The sequence below is a fragment of the Collinsella aerofaciens genome, assembly GCF_032584215.1.
GTDB lineage: Bacteria > Actinomycetota > Coriobacteriia > Coriobacteriales > Coriobacteriaceae > Collinsella.
Genome location: NZ_JAWHPN010000013.1, coordinates 17,598 through 36,632, shown reverse-complemented (window position 1 = coordinate 36,632; position 19,035 = coordinate 17,598). Strand labels below are relative to the sequence as shown.

13 protein-coding genes are annotated in these 19,035 nt (G+C 62.8%); 8 read left to right on the top strand and 5 right to left on the bottom strand.

What is annotated here, in order from left to right; translation table 11 throughout:
• The first annotated feature begins 301 nt into the window (after nucleotides 1-301).
• The 3 genes from RX395_RS05205 to RX395_RS05195 are packed head-to-tail and all read left to right on the top strand — an operon-like array spanning nucleotide 302 to nucleotide 4,527.
• Entirely contained in the window at nucleotides 302-808 is a 507-nt protein-coding gene (locus RX395_RS05205; protein WP_316365990.1) for a MarR family winged helix-turn-helix transcriptional regulator, read from the top strand.
• Nucleotides 801-2,615, top strand: a complete 1,815-nt coding sequence (locus tag RX395_RS05200) for an ABC transporter ATP-binding protein (RefSeq protein ID WP_316365989.1) — start codon at nucleotides 801-803, stop codon at nucleotides 2,613-2,615. The genes RX395_RS05205 and RX395_RS05200 overlap by 8 nt, the downstream gene beginning before the upstream one ends.
• A complete protein-coding gene (locus RX395_RS05195; RefSeq protein ID WP_138375128.1) occupies nucleotides 2,608-4,527 on the top strand; it encodes an ABC transporter ATP-binding protein in 1,920 nt (639 codons plus the stop codon). The genes RX395_RS05200 and RX395_RS05195 overlap by 8 nt, the downstream gene beginning before the upstream one ends.
• Before the next feature lie 318 nt (nucleotides 4,528-4,845).
• Here RX395_RS05195 and RX395_RS05190 read toward each other — a convergent pair whose 3' ends face one another.
• Nucleotides 4,846-5,724 (bottom strand): LysR family transcriptional regulator, encoded by an 879-nt coding sequence (locus RX395_RS05190; protein WP_316365987.1) that lies wholly within the window; start codon nucleotides 5,722-5,724, stop codon nucleotides 4,846-4,848.
• A gap of 232 nt (nucleotides 5,725-5,956) precedes the next feature.
• On the opposite strand from RX395_RS05190, the gene RX395_RS05185 reads away from it, so the two are divergent.
• The 4 genes from RX395_RS05185 (at nucleotide 5,957) to RX395_RS05170 (ending at nucleotide 11,830) form a co-directional block, all read left to right on the top strand.
• Nucleotides 5,957-6,838 (top strand): SDR family NAD(P)-dependent oxidoreductase, encoded by an 882-nt coding sequence (locus tag RX395_RS05185; protein ID WP_316365985.1) that lies wholly within the window; start codon nucleotides 5,957-5,959, stop codon nucleotides 6,836-6,838.
• A 66-nt stretch (nucleotides 6,839-6,904) separates the two neighbouring features.
• The gene (locus RX395_RS05180) at nucleotides 6,905-8,161 is read left to right on the top strand and encodes an MFS transporter (RefSeq protein WP_316365984.1); all 1,257 of its coding nucleotides are present in this window, start codon (nucleotides 6,905-6,907) and stop codon (nucleotides 8,159-8,161) included.
• A 69-nt stretch (nucleotides 8,162-8,230) separates the two neighbouring features.
• On the top strand, nucleotides 8,231-9,271 hold the full coding sequence (locus tag RX395_RS05175) for a Gfo/Idh/MocA family protein (protein WP_006235665.1): 1,041 nt from the start codon (nucleotides 8,231-8,233) through the stop codon (nucleotides 9,269-9,271).
• Between the two features lie 411 nt (nucleotides 9,272-9,682).
• A complete protein-coding gene (locus tag RX395_RS05170) occupies nucleotides 9,683-11,830 on the top strand; it encodes a Tex family protein (RefSeq protein ID WP_316365981.1) in 2,148 nt (715 codons plus the stop codon).
• A 381-nt stretch (nucleotides 11,831-12,211) separates the two neighbouring features.
• On the opposite strand, the gene RX395_RS05165 is transcribed toward RX395_RS05170, so the two are convergent.
• Together RX395_RS05165 and RX395_RS05160 are read right to left on the bottom strand one after the other, a co-directional pair.
• Nucleotides 12,212-12,916 carry a transaldolase gene (locus RX395_RS05165; protein WP_196025514.1) on the bottom strand — a complete coding sequence of 235 codons (705 nt, stop codon included), beginning with the start codon at nucleotides 12,914-12,916 and terminating at the stop codon, nucleotides 12,212-12,214.
• 193 nt (nucleotides 12,917-13,109) lie between these two features.
• The gene (locus RX395_RS05160) at nucleotides 13,110-13,937 is read right to left on the bottom strand and encodes an HAD-IIB family hydrolase (RefSeq protein ID WP_035138761.1); all 828 of its coding nucleotides are present in this window, start codon (nucleotides 13,935-13,937) and stop codon (nucleotides 13,110-13,112) included.
• Nucleotides 13,938-14,012: 75 nt separating this feature from the next.
• Between RX395_RS05160 and rlmKL the strand changes: the two genes are divergently transcribed.
• Nucleotides 14,013-16,580 carry a bifunctional 23S rRNA (guanine(2069)-N(7))-methyltransferase RlmK/23S rRNA (guanine(2445)-N(2))-methyltransferase RlmL gene (gene rlmKL, locus RX395_RS05155; protein WP_316365979.1) on the top strand — a complete coding sequence of 856 codons (2,568 nt, stop codon included), beginning with the start codon at nucleotides 14,013-14,015 and terminating at the stop codon, nucleotides 16,578-16,580.
• Nucleotides 16,581-16,675: 95 nt separating this feature from the next.
• On the opposite strand, the gene RX395_RS05150 is transcribed toward rlmKL, so the two are convergent.
• Complete coding sequence (locus RX395_RS05150) at nucleotides 16,676-17,389, bottom strand: response regulator (protein WP_117648427.1); 714 nt, start codon at nucleotides 17,387-17,389, stop codon at nucleotides 16,676-16,678.
• Nucleotides 17,390-17,393: 4 nt separating this feature from the next.
• Nucleotides 17,394-19,019, bottom strand: coding sequence for an ATP-binding protein (locus RX395_RS05145; RefSeq protein WP_316365977.1), 1,626 nt, complete (start codon nucleotides 19,017-19,019; stop codon nucleotides 17,394-17,396).
• Between the last annotated feature and the right edge of the window lie 16 nt (nucleotides 19,020-19,035).

Sequence of the window (19,035 nt, the reverse complement as noted above, 5' to 3'; positions counted from 1 at the left end):
ACGACTAGTCGTTTAAGAACGTCCCCAATGACTACTCCCCGATGTTTTGGCAGCGGCAGCGAGCGGGTCGCATTTGAGACAAGGTGACGTGAAACGAAAGGGCGCTGACCTTCTGGTCGCGCCCTTGAAGTTGAACGTCAGATTGTCCAAATGCGGCCCGCGCAGCGTCGAGCCGTTACGCGGTTTGGTAAAACCGCGTAACCACTAGTTTGGTACCTTGACATTCATTTCTCATGCTCCTAGATTGGTTAGGCACAAAACAATTCCACTACCTAACTAAAGAAAGGAGCAACACTAATTCATGTGCGATGAACCTCTTAACCTTTGTTCGCACGAGCCCGACGGCGACCCGTCACAGCCGGCGGATGCACCCGAAGCGGTTAGCTCAGAAGACAAGCTTGCCAAGCGCATCCTCAATGGCCTGGGCTTTTGCGGCCATTACATGCATTTTCATGGCGGAGGCGTGTCCGGCAAGGCGCCCATCATCTGCCTGCTGGCCAAGCAACCCGGCGGCGAGATGTCGCAGCAGGAACTCGGCATGCACTTTGACCTCAAGCCGGGGTCGCTTTCCGAGATCCTGTCCAAGCTCGAGCTCAACGGCCTCATCGAGCGCAGCCGTAACCCCAAGGATCGACGGCAGCTCACCATTCGCCTGACCGAAACCGGCCGGGAAAACGCCCGCATCGACCAGGCAGCCCGCATTCGCTTTAGAGAGCAGGCCTTTGGTGCCCTCAACCACGACGAGCGCGAGCAGCTCGCCGAAATGCTCGAGAAAATCCGTGTAACCTGGGAGGAACTGGATGATTAAAACCCTCATGGGCAGCATCCGCGACTATATGAAAGTCACTGTTGCCACGCCATTGCTCGTGCTTGGCGAGGTACTCTGCGAGATGCTGATTCCATTTATCACCGCCAACCTGATCGACGCCATCAAAGACGGCGCCACCGTAGCCGAGATGCTTCCCACCGCGGGCTTTTTGGTGCTCATCGCGCTGACGTCGCTTGCTTTTGGCGCCGCTGCCGGCGTCACCTGCAGCCATGCGAGTTGCGGCTTCGCTAAGAACCTGCGTCACGACCTGTTCTACAAGATCCAGACGTTCAGCTTTGCCAACATCGATGAGTTCTCGAGCTCCTCGCTCGTCACGCGCCTGACCACCGATATCAACAACGTGCAGCAGGCCTTTATGATGATCATCCGTATCGCCGTGCGCGCGCCGCTGGTATTGATCTTCGCCTTTACCATGGCATTTATCATGGGCGGCAGCGTCGCTATGGTCTACCTGGTCATCATTCCGCTGCTGGGCTTTGGGCTGTTCTTTATCATCTTTAAGGTGCGCCCCATCTTCTCGCGCGTGTTCCACAAGTACGACGCCCTTAACGAGTCCGTCGAGGAAAACGTCACCGGCATGCGCGTAGTTAAGAGCTATGTGCGCGAAGACTTTGAGAAGGAAAAGTTCGCGACCGCCGCACGCGACGTCCAGATGGACTTCACCCGCGCCGAGAAGCTGCTCGCCTTTAACAACCCCATGATGAACATCTGCGTCAACGGCGCGTTTGTCGTCATCATCTACCTGGGCTCCAAGCTCATCATCACGAGCCAGGGCACGCTGTTCGACGTGGGCCAGCTCTCCTCGATCTTTACCTATGGCTTCCAAATCCTCATGAGTCTGATGCAGTTGTCGATGATCTTTGCCATGGTGACCATGGCCGACGAATCGGCGCACCGCATCACCGAGGTGCTGGCCGCCGAGCCCACGATCGCCGATCCCGCCGAGCCCGTGCTCGAGGTCGCCGATGGCTCCATCGACTTTGACCACGTGAGCTTTAAGTATTCCGCGCATGCGAAGCGCCAAGCGCTCGACGATATCGACCTGCACATTAAGAGCGGCGAGACCATCGGCATCATCGGCGGCACCGGCTCGGCCAAGTCCACGCTCGTAAACCTCATCGCCCGCCTGTACGACGCCACCGAAGGCACCGTGCGCGTAGGCGGCGTGGATGTGCGCGACTACGACTTGGACGCCCTGCGCCACCAGGTCGCCATGGTGCTGCAGAAAAACGTGCTGTTTAGCGGCACCATCGCCGAGAATCTGCGTTGGGGCGACCCGAACGCCACCGACGAAGAGGTCCGCGAGGCGGCACATCTGGCCTGTGCCGACGAGTTTGTCGATGGCTTCCCCAAGGGCTATGACACCTGGATCGAACAGGGCGGCTCCAATGTTTCCGGCGGTCAGAAGCAGCGCCTGTGCATTGCGCGTGCCCTGCTGCGTCGCCCCAAGATCTTGATCCTGGACGACTCCACCAGCGCCGTCGACACCAAGACCGACGCCAAGATCCGCGCAGGGCTGGCAAGCTATCTGCCCAACACGACCAAGCTCATCATCGCCCAGCGCATTAGCTCCGTGCAGGATGCAGACCGCATCATCGTCATGGAGGGCGGCCGTATCGCTCAGATCGGCAACCACGACGAGCTGCTCAAGACGAGCGAGATCTACCGCGAGACCTTCACCTCGCAAAACAAGATGTCTGCCGAAGGCGAAGAGGCCGTCGAGGCCGACACCGAGGCATCCGCAACACAAGCTCAGACCCAGGAAGGAGGCGAGGCACATGAGTAAGGCAACGACCGCCGAGCGCGCGCTCAACCGCAAGGGTGGCACCATGTCGCGCCTCATCAAGACGCTCTTTGGCTTCTACCCCGTGCTTTTGCCCCTCGTCGTCGTCGGCGTGGTGCTCTGCGCCATCATCAACTCCATCGGTGCGACCTTCCTTCAGAGCGCCCTGCAGATTATTAGCGAATCGTGGCAGTCGGGCGATTGGGAAGCTGCACAGCCCAAGATCGCACAGCTCGTGACCACCCTCGCCTGCATCTACGGCGTCGGCATCCTGTCCTCGCTGTTCTGGAACCGCGCCATGGCCATCGTCACGCAGGGCTCGCTCGAGAAGCTGCGCGAGAAGATGTTCAACCGCATGCAGGACCTGCCGATTCGCTACTTCGACACGCACCAGCGCGGCGACATCATGAGCCACTACACCAACGACATCGACACGCTGCGCCAGATGATCAGCCAGTCGCTGCCCAACCTGCTCATGACGACCATCGTCATCGTCACGGTGTTCTTTATCATGCTGTACTACAGCGTTTGGATGTGCCTGGTCATTGTGGCAGGCGTCGCCTTTATGACCTTTATGACCAAGCTGCTCGGCTCCAACTCCGCGCGCTTCTTTATTGCACAGCAGACCGAGCTCGGCGTTGTCGAGGGCCATATCGAGGAAGTCATGAACGGCCAGAAGGTCGTCAAGGCATTCTGCCACGAGTCTGCCGCCGAGGCCGATTTTGACGAGCGCAACGAAAAGCTCTTCGAGGTCTCGCAGAAGGCCAACATGTACGCCAACATCCTCATGCCTATCCTTATGAACCTGGGCAACCTGCTCTACGTGCTGGTCGCACTGGCAGGCGGCATTTTCCTGGCGCTGGGCGTGCCCAACCTGAGCATCTCGGGCATGGCGCTGTCCATCGCCGTCGTGGTGCCGTTCCTCAACATGACCAAGCAGTTCTGCGGACAGATCGGTCAGATCTCGCAGCAGATCAACGCCGTGGTCATGGGCCTCGCCGGCGCCGACCGTATCTTTGAACTCATCGACGAGGAGCCCGAGGCCGACGAAGGCTATGTGACGCTCGTCAACGCGCAGGTGAACCCCGATACCTGGCAGCTCGAGGAAGCCGACCACCACACCGGCATGTGGGCATGGAAACATCCGCACCGCGCAACCGGCGAGATTGAGTACGTGCCGCTGCGCGGCGACCTGGTCATGGACAACGTCGACTTTGGCTACACGCCCGACCACGAGGTGCTGCACGGCGTGTCTGTGTTTGCCAAGCCGGGCCAGAAGGTCGCGTTTGTCGGCGCCACCGGTGCCGGTAAGACGACCATCACCAACCTCATCAACCGCTTCTACGACATCGCCGACGGCAAGATTCGCTACGACGGCATCAACGTCAATAAGATTCGCAAGGCCGATCTGCGCCGCTCGCTGGGCGTGGTGCTGCAGGACGTGAACCTGTTCACCGGCACCGTGATGGATAACATCCGCTACGGCAACTTGGATGCCACCGACGAGGAGTGCATCGCAGCGGCCAAGCTCGCGGGCGCGGACGACTTTATCACCCGCCTGCCCGACGGCTACGACACGATGCTCACCGGCAACGGCGCCCAGCTGTCGCAAGGCCAGCGCCAGCTGATTTCGATTGCACGCGCTGCCGTCGCCGATCCGCCGGCGATGATCCTGGACGAGGCCACGAGCTCCATCGACACCCGCACCGAGGCTATCGTGCAAGCCGGCATGGACAAGCTCATGGAGGGCCGCACGACATTTGTCATCGCACACCGCCTGTCCACCGTGCGCAACTCCGACGCGATCATCTGCCTGGACCACGGCCGCATCATTGAGCGCGGCAACCACGACGAACTGATCGCCAAGCGCGGGTATTACTACCAGCTGTACACGGGAGCGTTTGAGCTGGAGTAGGAACGGTTACTGACGGAGGGTGCCCCGGGGCGGCGGGGTATTTCCTCCGCGCGCAGTTTCGCAGCGAAGCGAGAATGTTTGAGCACGGAGGAAATACCCCGCCGCCCCGGGGCACCCTCTTGCGCGCAATCAACCCGTCATTTAGAACGGAATAAAGTTAGTGAGGCCCTGGCCGTTTGGCCAGGGCCTCGTTTTGTTAGTCTTTTTGGGACGGGGCTTTTTAGCTACCCTGTGCCAAATACGGCGTCATGCTTCGACGGCACCAGATTGGGTAGCTAAAAAAGCCCCGTCCCAAAAAGACTACCCGCGCCAAATGAGCTACTTGAGGAGTTGGGCCATGGCGTTGACGAATTTTTGGACTTGGAGGGTGGGCTCGAGCGGATAGTGCAAAAAGACCGGCACCTCGCGACCACATAGGAACGGCACGCCCACAAAGGCCGGGTGCACCCCCGACCACGCCCCGCAGGTGAGCACCGCGTCGCCCTTTTCCTCCGCCTCGTTAAAGAGCGCAAAGTCAAAGCTATCCACATCGATCACATCCACGCCGCCGTCTGCCAAAAGATCGATACGCAGGCTGTCCATAGCGTCGTTGCCGTGGCGGAGCACGCGCAGACGCATGCCCTCCAAGTCGGCGACCGCAATGCGATTCTTGCGCGCCAGCGGGCTCGTGCGCGGCAGGTCGATATAAAACGGCACGTTGACAATGCGGAGCTTTTGGCAGGCGTCACCCCAGCGCGGGGTCGAAAAACTCGACTGCACCACATCGACCTCGCGGCCCAAGCTGCGCATGACGGTCTCGCGCTCGTCATAGAGGTCGCTTACCGGCACGATCTCAAATCGCAGCGACGGTTCCAGATCGTGGATGCCCGACCACATCGACAGCGTCTGGCGCCCCGGGCACATCATCGACACACCCAGACGCACGGCACCGCCATCGCCCGCCGCGCGTCGGGCGCGGCGCAGCGCGTCCTCGGACTGCCGCATGATCGAGCGCGCGTCGTCCACCAGCAGAGCGCCCGCCGGCGTCACCTTAACACCCGAATGCGAGCGCTCGAACAACGTGATGCCAAACTCGGCCTCGAAACCCGACACTTGTTTGACGAGCGCCGGGGTCGACACGCGCAATTTTGCCGCCGCACGTGAGAAGCTTCCCAGCTCCGCGGCGGCCGATATGGCCTCGAGTCGTCGATCGTACACGTCAATCTCCCGTTTTCGCGCCTGTGAACGCATGGCGCCACAGGGGGTCGTTTTGGCAGGTCACGCGCTCGATTGAGAAAAACTGCATCGCACAGTATAAACCTACGGTTAACGCCATTCTAACAAATATGCAATTCACCTGCGCAAATGCAAAGCATACGATAACCAGCGAAAACCACGTGGGTCGGTTAATGGGAGCGACCCACCGGGAGGCACAAGAAGGGAAGTTCCTATGAGCAATTGGCTTAAGCTCGAGGGCGATGTCTGCGCCGTGACTGGCGCGCTCGGCGGTATGGGCGTCGAGATTTGCCGCGAGTTCGCCCGCAACGGCGCCAACGTCGTCCTGCTCGACCTGGACGAGGAAAAGGTCAAGGCCGCAGCCGCCGACCTCGCCGCCGAGTTTGGCATCCACGCCGAGGGTTACAAGATGAACGCCACCGATGAGGCCGAGGTTCAGGCCGCCGTCGACGCCACCATCACCGACTTCGGCCGCGTCGACGTCCTCGTCAACACCGCCGGCATCCTGCGCTTCGCCGCCATGGAGGACCTGCCGCTGAGCGACTGGGAGCAGGTGCTCAACGTCAACCTCACCGGTTACTTCATCACCTCGCAGCGCTTTGGTCGCGAGATGATCAAGGCCGGCCAGGGCCGCCTGGTGCACATCTCGACCGTTGCCAGCCACTCCCCCGAGACGTTCTCGGGCGTGTACAGCTCCACCAAGGCCGGCGTCAACATGATGTCCAAGATGCTCGCCGCCGAGTGGGGCTCCTACGGCGTCCGCTCCAACTGCGTCGAGCCTTGCTTCGTTAAGACCCCGATGTCGGCCAACTTCTACGCCGACCCCGAGGTCGAAAAGAGCCGCAGCCGCCTGATCGCCACGCGCCGCATCGGCGAGGTCAGCGATATCGCCAACGCCGTCATGTTCCTGGCGTCCAAGCGCTCGGACTTTACCACCGGCGACGCCATCAAGGTCGACGGCGGCTTCTCCAACATGATGGGCGACCTCACCGCCAAGCCCGGCGGCCGTCGCGCCTATGCCGACAACTACCTTAAGAACAAGGGTGTCGAGCTCTGGTCCGATGAGTCCGGCGTCGCCAAGCCGACTGACCAGTAAACCAACCCGACAGGGAGGACCCGCAGACACGCCCGCTCCTCCCCCGCATCGATTAGAAAGAGTCCAATGGCTTCCAGCAACTCCAACAAGGGTCGCGCCGTCGTGCTTTCCGCCGCGTGCGTCACCATGTTCTTCATCAGCTCCATCGCGCTGTATTCCGTCGTGAGCAAGAACCTACTCGCCGTCTACCCCGAGTGGTCGAGCGCTCTTACCTGGGCCTTCCCGGTCTTTCAGACCATCATGGCCGTGACGGGCATCTTCGCCGGCCGCATCTCCGATAAGATCGGCCCGCGCAACGTCGTGATCGCCGCCGCCGTGTGCTACGGCGTGGGCTGGTTCATGTCCGGCACCGTCACCGAGCCGTGGCAGTTCTACCTGTGGTTCTCGCTCGTCGCCGCTATCGGCAACGGCCTGGGCTACAACCCCGCGCTCACCACCGGCCAAAAGTGGTTCATCGACAAGAAGGGTCTCGCCTCCGGCATCACCCTGGCCGCTTCGACCGCCGGTCCCGCCGTACTGTCCCCAGTGCTCGCCTCGCTGCTCATCCCGAGCCTGGGTATCTTTGGCGCCCTTAAGGCGCTCGGCGTCATCTTCTTTGTGATGATCGCCGCCTCCGCCCTGCTCCTGAAAGCCCCCGAGGCCGGTTGGCTGCCCGAGGGCTTCGAGGCCCCCAAGGGCGGCGCGCACGCCGGCACCTTCGGCGACCTCACCCCGGGCGAGATGGTCAAGACCCCGCGCTTCTGGGTCCTCATCATCACCTTCGCCTTTGCCGCCACCGCCGGTACTCTGCTCGTGGGCAAGGTTGCCTCCATCGCCGCCGTCCAGCTCTTCGCCGATCCCACGAGCGCCGCGGCCGTCGCCCTCGGCGGCATGGTCGTCTCCGTCAACACCTGCGCCAACCTGGTCGGTCGCCTGTCCTTTGGTCAGATCATCGACAAGCTCGGTGCTTACAAGTCGCTGCTCATCAGCCTTGTCGTCACCATCGTCGCCCTCGTCATCATGTCGATGAGCTTTACGCAGGCCATGTTCTTTGTGGCGCTCGCCCTGCTCGGCTTTAGCTTTGGCGCCCTGCTCGTCATCTACCCGCCGCTCACCGGCGGCGCCTTTGGCACCAGCAACATCGGTGTCAACTACGGCATCATGTTTTTGGGCTACGCCGCTTCCACCTGGATCAGCCAGCCCATCACCGCCGTGCTGTATCACGCCGAGGCCGGCAGCGCCGCCTACCAGCAGTCCTTCTACGGCGCCATTGTGATCGCCGCCATCGCCGTCGTGCTCACCGTCTACATGATGGTCTCCGACAGCAAGAAGAAGTCCGCCTAGTTTTACCGATGCGACAAAGGGACAGCCCCTTTGTCGCATTCCACCGGTCACCAGTATTAAGGAGTCGAAATGTCTGAGCTCAACCCCGTCCGCATTGCCGTTATCGGCGCCGGCGCCATGGGCCGCAACCACATCCGCTTTGTCACCGAGGAGCCCGAGGCCGAGCTCGTCGCCATCGCCGACGCCTTTGAGGGCGCCCGCGCCACGGCCGAGGCCGCCGGCGTGCCGTTTTATACCGATCCCGCCCAGATGATGGACGAGGTCAAGCCCGAGGCCGTCATCATCGCCACCCCCAACGACCTACACCTGGGCGTTGCCCGCGAGGCCGTAAAGCGCAACATCGTGCCGCTGGTCGAAAAGCCGATCTCCAACGACCTGGAAGATGCCCAGGCCTTCGCCGCCGAGGCCGAGACCGCCGGCGTGCCCGTGCTCGTGGGTCAGCACCGTCGCCACAACCCCTTCGTCAACAAGGCCAAGGAGATCATCGAGTCCGGCGAGCTGGGCAAGCTCACCGTGTCGAGCTTCCACTACATGATCTATAAGAATGACGAGTACTTCGATGTCGAGTGGCGCCGCAAGAAGGGTGCCGGCCCGATCTTGGTCAACCTGGTTCACGACGTCGACCTGCTCCGCTATCTGCTGGGCGAGCCCGTTGCCGTCCAGGGTATGCAGTCCAGCGCCGCCCGCGGTTTTGAGACCGAGGACTCCGCCGTGGTCAACGTCCGTTTTGCCGATGGCGCGCTCGCAAGCATGACCATCTCCGACGCCACCGCCAGCCCCTGGAACTGGGAGGCAACCGCTCGCGAGGACCCGCAGTACCGCCCCTTCGACGCCGACGCCTACTTTATCGGCGGCACTAAGGGCGCCCTGTCGCTGCCCCGCCTGCACCAGTTCTCCTACGACGGCGCCTCCAACTGGCACAAGCCGCTGCAGATGGAGATTCCGGCCGTCGACCCGGCACTGCCGCACAAGATGCAGCTCAAGCACTTTGTGAAGGTTGTCCGCCGCGAGGTCGAGCCCGTCGTGACCCCCGCCGACAACGTTAAGACGCTCACGCTTCTCAACGCTATCAAGGAGGCCGCCGAGACCGGCCAGCTCGTCGAGCTGTAATGCCTTAAGAGCGACCGCGGCAGAAACCCCATGCCGAACCCTTCGGTCCGCCACCAATAAGCCCCTCTTCTTTGCCCCGCGAGCAGCCTCCTGCCCGCGGGGCTTTTTGCTACCTTGCCGACGATTTTTCTGGGGCGGGGGCCATTTTGCGCCTCAGCTTGGTTCGTTCGCCACGAAATGGACCTATCTACTACGTTTAACCGACAACCCTCAACCATACCGAATTTTGCGAAATAAAAACCGCAGGTAGACAGGTTGCGTATTTTCGGAAAACCGGGGGATGGTCGACCCATACGGGTTAAACGTAGTAGATAGGCCGCTTTCGTGGCGCGGCCCCAAAACAGTCTTTTGAGACGGGTGGTATCCTTGGTAGCCCTGTGCTGCAAACGCACCTTAAACGCAAGGAGTCCCATGGATCTTATCACCCAGCTCGCCCACGAGCTCAACCTTAAGGCCGCCAACATCGAGGCGGCCGTCAAGCTCATCGACGAGGGCAACACCATCCCCTTTATCTCGCGCTACCGCAAGGAAGCCACGGGCGGCATGGACGACGTCGCCCTGCGCACACTCGACGAGCGCCTGTCCTACCTGCGCAATCTTGAGCAGCGTAAAGAGGACGTCATTCTGCTCATCGACGCACAGGGCAAGCTCACGCCCGAGCTCGAGCAGCAGATTCGCGAGGCCACGCAGCTCCAGCGTGTCGAGGACCTCTACAAGCCCTACCGCAAAAAGCGCATGACCCGCGCGCAGAAGGCCCGCGAGGCAGGCCTGGAGCCGCTCGCCAACATGATCATCATGCAGGCCTCGGCCAAGGGCAGCGCACTCGACGCCGCCGCGGCCTACGTCAACGAGGAGGCCGGCTTCGACACGCCCGAGAAGGCGCTCGCCGGTGCGGCGGACATCGTGGCCGAGACGGTGGCCGAGGACCCCGAGAACGTCGCCGACCTGCGCGCCTTTACGCAAAACACCGCAGACATCGTCGTCGAGGCCACCGACCCCACCGAGAAGACCCCCTACGAGCCGTACTACAGCTATGATGAGCCGCTGCGCCGTATACCCAACCACCGCGTGCTGGCTATCGACCGCGGTGAGCGCGAGGGCAAGCTCCGCGTGCGCGTGAACGTCGACGGCGCCGCCGCCACGGCACGCCTCGGCAGCCGTTGGCCCCGACGCCAGGGCGTCTTCGCGCCCGTCTTTGACGCCGCCATCGCCGACGGCTACAAGCGCCTCATGGCCCCCTCGCTGGAGCGCGAGGCCCGCGCCAAACTCACCGTCCGTGCGCAGACCGAGGCCATCAATGTCTTTGCCAAGAATCTCGAGGGCCTGCTCTCGGCACGCCCCGTGCGCGGTGCCCGCGTGCTCGCGCTCGATCCGGGCTACCGCACCGGCTGCAAGGTCGCTGTCATGGACGAGACCGGCAAGCTGCTCGACCACGGCGTGGTCTATCCCACCAAGCCGCGCCACGACGTCTCCGGCACCAAGCGCGAGCTCGCCCGCCTCGTCAAAAAGGACGGCGTCAACACCATCGTCATCGGCAACGGCACCGCCAGCCGCGAGACCGAGGAAGTCGTCTCGGAGTTCATTGCCGAGCAGGCGCCCAGCCTTCGCTACACCATCGTCAACGAGGCCGGCGCATCGGTGTACTCCGCCTCCGAGCTCGCCAGCCAGGAATACCCCGACCTGGACGTCACCGTGCGCGGCGCCATGAGCCTGGGCCGCCGCCTGCAGGACCCGTTGGCAGAGCTCGTCAAGATTCCGCCCCAGTCCATCGGCGTTGGCCAGTACCAGCACGACCTTGACCAGGCCGAGCTTTCGCGCACCCTGGGCCATGTGGTGGAGGACGTCGTCAACCGCGTGGGCGTCGACGTCAACACCGCGAGCGCGAGCCTACTGGGATACGTATCGGGCATCACGCCGAGCGTGGCCAAAAACATCGTGGCCTACCGCGAGGAAAACGGCGCCTTTACCGATCGCCGTCAGCTTAAGAAGGTCCCCAAGCTGGGACCCAAGGCATATCTCAACGCTGCAGGCTTTTTGCGCATCAGCGGCGGCAAGAACCCGCTCGACGCGACAAGCGTCCACCCCGAGAGCTACGAGGTGGCCACGGCCGTCCTGGAGCGTGCCGGCGTTGCGGCAAGCGAGCTCAGCCGTGGCGGCGTGCCCGACATCGAGCGCCGTCTGGGCAGCATCTCGGCGCTGGCAAGCGACCTGGACTGCGGCACCCTTACGCTCATCGACATCGTCAACGAGCTCAAGAAGCCCGGCCGCGACCCGCGCGACGACGCGCCCGAGGTGGTCTTTAGCCGCTCGGCGCTTTCCATCGACGACCTGGAACCCGGCATGGAACTCAAGGGCACGGTGCGCAACGTTGTGGACTTTGGCGCCTTCGTCGACGTGGGAGTGCACCAGGACGGCCTCGTACATATCTCCAAGCTGGCCAACCGCTTTGTCAAGCACCCCAGCGACGTCGTGCGCGTCGGTGACACGGTCAAGGTGTGGGTCGAAAAGGTCGATCGCGACCGCAAGAAGATCTCGCTCACCATGGTGCAGGGCAAGTAAACCGCCAAAGCAAAGGTACCCCCTGTAGCGATGTGCAAAATCGCGAGTATTCTGCAAATTCCACCGTTCCGGATGCCCCTCAGAGACGAAAAAGCAAAAAACAGCCCCCGTTTTAGCGTCGTCAGAGCCAAAACGGGGGCCGTTCCATGCTTCGGTTAACTGATAAAGACCTTTACCTTGCTGAATACTCTCAATTTTGCACGGCGCAGGCGGGGGTACCTTTGCCCACGGAAGGATATGGAAGCCAAGCGCCAACTTGCTGGCAAGCTCGTGCCGGCAGCCCCGGCCTTTCCTTTGCCTAGCGCGACCCTCGCGGAGCGCGTGAGCGATAGGGAAAGGAAAGGCCGGGGCGAACAGCCCACGGTACAGTCGGTGTTCGCGCTACGGCAGGATATGGAAACCGAGCGCCGCGATATCCTTGGCAAAACCGCGCACGGTATCGAGCGAGACCTCGTACGGGTCGCGACCGATGTTCTTGCGCTTGGCCAGGATGCTGTTGGGTACCGTGATGATCTGGCAACCGCAGGCCTCGGCCTGGTAGATGTTGATAAGCTCACGCGTGGACGCCCATAGGACCTCACAGTTGGGCTTGGCGGCGGCCTTCTTGACCGACTCCGTCATAAACGGAATGGGGTCGACGCCGGTATCGGCGATACGGCCGGCAAAGAGCGAGATGATGGACGGCGTCTCGGCGTCAACGGCCTCGACCATCTCATCGACCTGCGTAGGCGTAAAGATGGTGGTGACGTTGACCTTGATGCCGTCGGCCGAAAGCTTGCGCACCAGCTCGGCGGTGGACTCGCCCTTGGTAGTCACGCACGGAATCTTGACGTAGACGTTCTCGGCCCAGGTAGCGATCTCGCGCGCCTCGACCTCCATGGTCTCGACGTCGTCGGCAAAGACCTCAAACGACACGGATACATCGGTGATGTGGGCCAGGACCTCTTTGGCAAACGCGCGGTAATCCGTCACGCCGCCCTTCTTCATAAGGGACGGGTTGGTCGTGAAACCCTGAACGTTGCCGTTCTCGTACATGTCGAGCATGCCCTCGAGGTTTGCACCGTCAGCGAACACCTTGATTGCCATCTGCCTGATTCCTTTCGCTTGCACATGGGCGTTAAACTGCTAAACACTTTACCTACGTTTATCAAGGCGTGAGCTGCGGTTTTTTATCTTCTCGGCGAACGGTATAAACACCTCAGTGTTTGGATTGATAAATCGATTGAGCATGCAAAAGCAAAGAGTCGCAGTTTGAGCAAACGTCAGAACGTGGGATTCATTAGATGAGGCCGAAATGCTGCATCGCTGTGACGGTGCCGTCGTGTGCGACATCATCAGTCACGTAGTCGGCGAGCGCCTTGACCTCGGGCATAGCGTTGCCCATGGCCACGGCCGTCTCGACAGCGGCGAGCATACCCAGATCGTTGCCGGAATCGCCAAAGCCAAAGGTGCGCGCGTTGCCGGTGCGACCCAGGTATTCCAGCGCTCGCGCCACGCCCACGCCCTTGTCAATGCCCTTGGGGCTCAGCTCGCGATTCTGGCCACCGGTGTTGCACAGCTCAAACTCGCGATCGATAAAGCCGTCATCGTTGGCCACGCGAGCCAAACTGGGCACACTGAGGCATACCTTGCCCACGCGCAGACTGCCGTCGACGCGCATTTCCTCGGTGCTGTGCACCACAGAAGTGCCGATCAGAGACGACTGCTCAACACCCGCGGGTTCCAGGGCAAAAGTAGCCACGTTGGTCTCGAAAAAGGCCTCAATCCCTGCCGCGGCCATACGGCGCGCAAGCTCCTCAATAACGTCCTCGTCAAAGCAGTCCTCATGCACCACGCGGCCCTCGACCTCGAGCGTCGCTCCCGCCATGGCAACGACACCCGCCGGGTTCAGCGCGCGCAGGCCATCGGCAATCAGCCACAAGGGACGACCCGTGCAGATAAATGCATGGTGTCCCGCGTCGCGCAGACGATGAAACGCCTCGACGACCGCCTGCGAGGGGTGAACCGCCGAAAAGTCCTTGTCGGTCATGTTGTCGGGATCGAACGACGTCAGCGTGCCGTCCACGTCAAAAAAGAGCACGGCGGAATCGGGGCACGCATCAATCATATGGGTTCCTTTCGGGGGCGAGAGTAAACGAAGTATCCATCATATAATGGAGCGACGCAACCAGAGAGGTCACCCATGGAATTTTACGCAAGCTGCCCCGAGGGCTTTGAGTCCGCACTCGCCGATGAGCTTAAACGCCTCGGGCTTTCGCATGTTCGCCGGCTGAAGGGCCGCGCTACATTTGAGGGCGAGCTCGAAGAAGGCTACCGCGCCTGTCTGTGGTCGCGCCTGGCGAGCCGTGTGTTCGTGGTACTCGGGCGCTTTGAGGCGCAGGATGCCGATGAACTGTACGATAGCGTTTACGACATCGCCTGGGAGACCATCATCCGCCCCGGCGCCACCATCGCCATCACCGCCCGCGGCGTGACCGAGCAGCTGCGCAACACGCGCTTCTCGGCCCTGCGCGCCAAAGACGCGCTGTGCGACCGTCTGGCCGAGACCACGGGCCGTCGCGCCGACGTCGATGCCGCCGACCCCGATGTTCACCTGTTGCTTTCGCTGCGTCAGCGCCGCGCGAGCATCAGCCTGGACCTTTCGGGCGACCCGCTGTTCAAGCGTCTGCCGCCCGCTGCGACTCGTGCCGGCGAGGGCGCACACGTGTTGCGCCCCGACTACGCCGCCCTGGTGCTGGCGCAGGTCGGCTGGACCGCACTATGCGAGCGCGAGCTGACGGCCGACGATTACGAAAACGAAGCCCTTCCCACGCTGATCGATGCCTCGTGCGCCGGCGGCGGTCTGCTGCTGGAGGCCGTGAACATTCTGACCGACCGCGCCCCGGGCGCCGCACGCGAGCGCTGGGGCTTTGAGGGCTGGCAGCTGCACGACGCTGTCCTGTGGGAGCAGCTGCTTGCCGAGGCGCGCGAGCGCGAGGCGGCAGCGCGCGAGCGCCAGGCGCGCATCGTGGCCGTAGACATCGACCCCGCCGCCCGCAAGACTGCCGAGCGCATGGTCAAGTGCGCCGGCTACAAGCGTTTTGTCGACTTTTGTGCCGCCAAGCCCGCCACCGTGCTGGACCATGCGGGCGCCGTCGCCGGTGCCGCCCTGGTCGCGGACACGACCGAGACCCCGCTTTCGCTCATGCACGATGCCATGACGCTCATCGGCGAGCTGCGCCGCGCCCCCGAGCTCGCTTCGGCGCCGGTCGCCGCTCTCACCCGCGACGGCTTGCTGGCCCGCGCGCTCCACGCCGAGCCCGAGCGCTCGATCGCCGTCATGCCCAATAACGAGGAGGCGGCTCTTGAGGTTTGGCCCTCACTCGACCACGCCGCTGCAGCGTTTGAGGCTGCGACCAGCGCGGATGCCGAGGCCGAGGTTGCGGATGCCAACGAAGCCAACGACGAAGCCGCCGCTTCCTCCATGCCCGAACCTGCCGCCACGCTCGACTTGGGCGACGGCAAGCCGCTGCCCGTGCTCATCCCGGAGTCCGAGCAGTTCGCCAACCGCCTGCGCAAGAATGCCCGTCTGCGCCGCAAGTGGGCCAAGCGCGAGGGCGTGAGCTGCTACCGCGTCTACGATGCCGACCTACCCGACTACTCCGCCGCCATCGACCTGTACGAGGGCTGCCCGCAGACGCCGGGCCGCTGGCTCGTCATCGCCGAATACGCCGCGCCCAAGACCATCGACCCCGCACTGGCCCAGGCCCGCATGCTCGACATCTTGGCCATCTCGCCGCGCATCCTTGATGTTCCGGCCGAGCGCATGCACGCCAAGGCCCGCATGCGCTCACGTGGCGGCTCGCAGTACGGTAAGCAGGGCGCCGGCAAGGGCGGCTCGGGCGAGCGCGCCAACATCGCGCGCCGTCGCCTGCCGCTCATCGAAGAGGGTGGACTCACCTTTGCCGTCAACTTTGACGACTATTTGGATGTGGGCATCTTCCTGGATCATCGCGTCACGCGCAACCTGGTGCGCGAGCACGCCAAGCAGGCGCGCCGCTTCCTCAACCTGTTTGCCTACACCGGCACTGCCACCTGCTACGCGGTCGATGGCGGCGTCGAGGAGACCGTGACGGTCGACCTTTCCAACACCTACCTGGACTGGGCCGAGCGCAATATGCGCCAGAACGGCTTTGTTGGTCCGCAGCATCATTTTGTGCGCGACGACGTGCTCGCCTGGATTCGCGACCAGCGCCAGACGCGCAACCGCTGGGACTTGATCTTTGTCGACCCGCCCACGTTCTCGAACTCGTCCAAGATGGGCCGCCGCACCTGGGATGTCCAGCGCGACCATGTTGAGCTTTTGGCCGGCGTATCGCGCCTGCTCGCACAGGGCGGCCACGCCATCTTTAGCTGCAACCTGCGCGGCTTCCGCCCCGAGACACGCAAGCTCGCGCGCGCGGGCGTGGTGCTGGAGGACATTACGGCGCAGACCATCCCCGAGGATTTCGCACGCAACCAGAAGGTGCACCACTGCTATATCGTGCGCCGCCTGCCCATTGAGGACGCCATGGCCGAGGTCGGCTTTAGCGCCGAGGAGATTGCCGAGCGTGTCGAGGAGCTGCGCAACCCCGAGGCCCGCAAGCCTCGCGCGGCAGTACCCGCGCACGCGCAGGCCGGAGACCGAGGGCCGCGCGGCGACGGCAAACCCTCCCCCGCCGGCAAGCCCAAAAAGAAGAAGTTCTACGCCAGCAAACCCAGGGGCAAATAAACAAAGTTGCGGTGGAATATGGACTGTTTGGCCGCCAAATAGGCCATTTCCGTCCGTATTTCACCGCAACTCATATTGGGACGGTGGTTGGCGATCTAGCCTTGGGTGACCAATCGGTAACCGATGCCCACGTGTGTTTGGATATAGCGCGGGTGCGCGGGGTCGGACTCGATCTTCTTGCGCAGCGTGCCCATAAAGACGCGCAGGCTCGCCAGGTCGCTCTTAGTTGCCGTGCCCCAAATCTCGTGCAGGATAAACTGGTGCGTTAGTACCTTGTCGGCGTTATGTGCCAGCAGGCACAAGAGCTTGTACTCAATCGGCGTCAGATGCAGCTCCTCGCCATCCATCGTGGCAATGCCGGCATCAAAGTCGATATGCAGCTCACCGGTATCGAACGAGCCCTCGGAGGCAACACCACCCGTTTGCGCATACGAAAGGCGCCTGAGCGTCGTGCGAATGCGTGCAAGCAGTTCCTCGACCGAAAACGGCTTGGTCAGATAGTCGTCGGCACCGGCATCGAGCGCGCGGATTTTGTCCGCATCCTCGCTGCGCGCCGAGACCACGATAATCGGCATGCCCGACCATGCGCGCACCGACTCCACCACCTTGACGCCGTCCATATCGGGCAGGCCCAGATCGAGCAGCACAATGCTCGGTGCCTGCGATGAGGCGGCGGCGATGGCGGCATGGGCGGTCTCCACGGCCATATGACGCAAGCCGTGCGCCTCGAGCGCGGCAACAATAAGGTTGCGGACGGCGGGATCGTCCTCAACGACCAAGATGAGCGGTTTTACGGCAGAGTTCGGCACAGCGCTACTCCTTATCAAACGAAACGTCGGCGACGGGAAGCTCAATCGTAAAGACCGAGCCGTGCGGGTCCGCCGCGGCAACCTCTATGCTACCGCCATGCGCCAGCGCAATGGAGCGGCAGAGCGAAAGACCCAGGCCCACGCTGCGATGGCTGTCGGCAAGACCGTGGTTGGCGGTGTAGAACGACTCAAAGATTCGCTCGCGGTCCTCGGGCGCAATGCCCGGGCCGTCATCGGCCACCGAGCACGCCACGCGTCCATCGTCGACGCTAATCGAAATCATGATATGCGAGCCTGCGGGCGTATAGGTGATGGCGTTGTTCACCAGATTGACCACCAGCTGCACCATCAGGCGCGCATCGACGTTGACGAGCGCCGGCTCATCGCACGCCACCACCTTAAGGTCGTGCTCGCGCACGGCAGGGTTCACGTGGCGCAGCGCCTCCTCCACGATATCGTCCATGAGCTCGAGCGTGGTCGACAGGCGCATACCGCCGCCCTCGAGCTTGGTGATGGCGAGCAGGTTCTCGACGGTGGCGTTGAGCCATTGCGCATCCGAGCGAATGGACAAGAGCAGGCCGCGGCGCGTTTGGGCGTCGAGCACGGCGGTGCCGGTCGAGCCCTGGTCGAGCAGCACATCGGCATTACCCGAAATACTGGTGAGCGGCGTGCGCAGGTCGTGCGAGATGGAGCGCAGCAGGTTGGCGCGCAGCTGCTCATTTTTGGCAAGCACCGCCGCCTCCTCGCGGGCCTCCATGGCGCGGGCGCGATCGAGCGCCAGCTCGCCTTCGCTCACGATAGCATCGGCAAGTGTCCGCTCCTCGTGCGTCAGCACGTCGGGCTCGGCAACGATAGCCAGCACGCCCACCACCGAGGCGGGGTCGCCCGAGCGCGCGAAGCCGTCGCCTGTGCGAACCGTCAGGTAGATGCCATAAAACGCCGAGCCGCCGAACGTAGCATCGAGCGGCGTTCCCACATAGGCGGACGCCGAGAGCCGCGGTGGCATCTGCGGCGCCAGCTCGTGCACCGGCGCGGCATCGCCCACGGCCGTGTATGTCGCACGCGGCAGCAGGTCATCGCCCTCGGCGTCGGCGCTGTACCACACGACCGGACAGCCCGAAAGACGCGCCAGCTGCGTGGCCATGGCGTGAACGATCTGCTGCTCGTCGGCGCAGCGCTGCAACATGCGATTGGTCTCGAGCACCATATGCGTGCGGCGGTCGCTGGCGGCAGCCTGTGCCAAAGCGCGACGCAGGGCCAAGGCAATCGAGCTCGACACAAGCGAGACCACAAACATGATGAAGAACATGCCGGGATAGCCGCGGTCGATAAACGACAGCAAGTAGCGCGGGTAGACAAACAAGAAGTTGTAGAGCGCCACGGCGGCAGCCGAGCTCAGCAAGCAATACAGGCGACTGCAGGTAAAGAATGCGCACAGCTGAACGGCGAACACATAGACGATCATGATGCTCGGCGCGAGACCCGGATGGTCGAGCAGCGCGCCCACAATCGTCGCCGCGACCAGCAGCCCCACCGATACGCAGGCGTCATACAGAGGAGTGCGGCGCGTCAGCGTTGTGCGCCGCCACCAAAAGCTATCGGCAATATCGCCGTCCGTACGGACGTCCATCAGCGTTCCGCCCCTC

Excerpts from the sequence above, each read along its gene's own strand:
- RX395_RS05205 (WP_316365990.1), top strand. The coding sequence starts at position 302 with ATGTGCGATGAACCTCTTAACCTTTGTTCGCACGAGCCCGACGGCGAC.
- RX395_RS05200 (WP_316365989.1), top strand. The coding sequence starts at position 801 with ATGATTAAAACCCTCATGGGCAGCATCCGCGACTATATGAAAGTCACT.
- RX395_RS05195 (WP_138375128.1), top strand. The coding sequence starts at position 2,608 with ATGAGTAAGGCAACGACCGCCGAGCGCGCGCTCAACCGCAAGGGTGGC.
- RX395_RS05185 (WP_316365985.1), top strand. The coding sequence starts at position 5,957 with ATGAGCAATTGGCTTAAGCTCGAGGGCGATGTCTGCGCCGTGACTGGC.
- RX395_RS05180 (WP_316365984.1), top strand. The coding sequence starts at position 6,905 with ATGGCTTCCAGCAACTCCAACAAGGGTCGCGCCGTCGTGCTTTCCGCC.
- RX395_RS05175 (WP_006235665.1), top strand. The coding sequence starts at position 8,231 with ATGTCTGAGCTCAACCCCGTCCGCATTGCCGTTATCGGCGCCGGCGCC.
- RX395_RS05170 (WP_316365981.1), top strand. The coding sequence starts at position 9,683 with ATGGATCTTATCACCCAGCTCGCCCACGAGCTCAACCTTAAGGCCGCC.
- RX395_RS05165 (WP_196025514.1), bottom strand. The coding sequence starts at position 12,916 with ATGGCAATCAAGGTGTTCGCTGACGGTGCAAACCTCGAGGGCATGCTC.
- RX395_RS05160 (WP_035138761.1), bottom strand. The coding sequence starts at position 13,937 with ATGATTGATGCGTGCCCCGATTCCGCCGTGCTCTTTTTTGACGTGGAC.
- rlmKL (WP_316365979.1), top strand. The coding sequence starts at position 14,013 with ATGGAATTTTACGCAAGCTGCCCCGAGGGCTTTGAGTCCGCACTCGCC.
- RX395_RS05145 (WP_316365977.1), bottom strand. The coding sequence starts at position 19,019 with ATGGACGTCCGTACGGACGGCGATATTGCCGATAGCTTTTGGTGGCGG.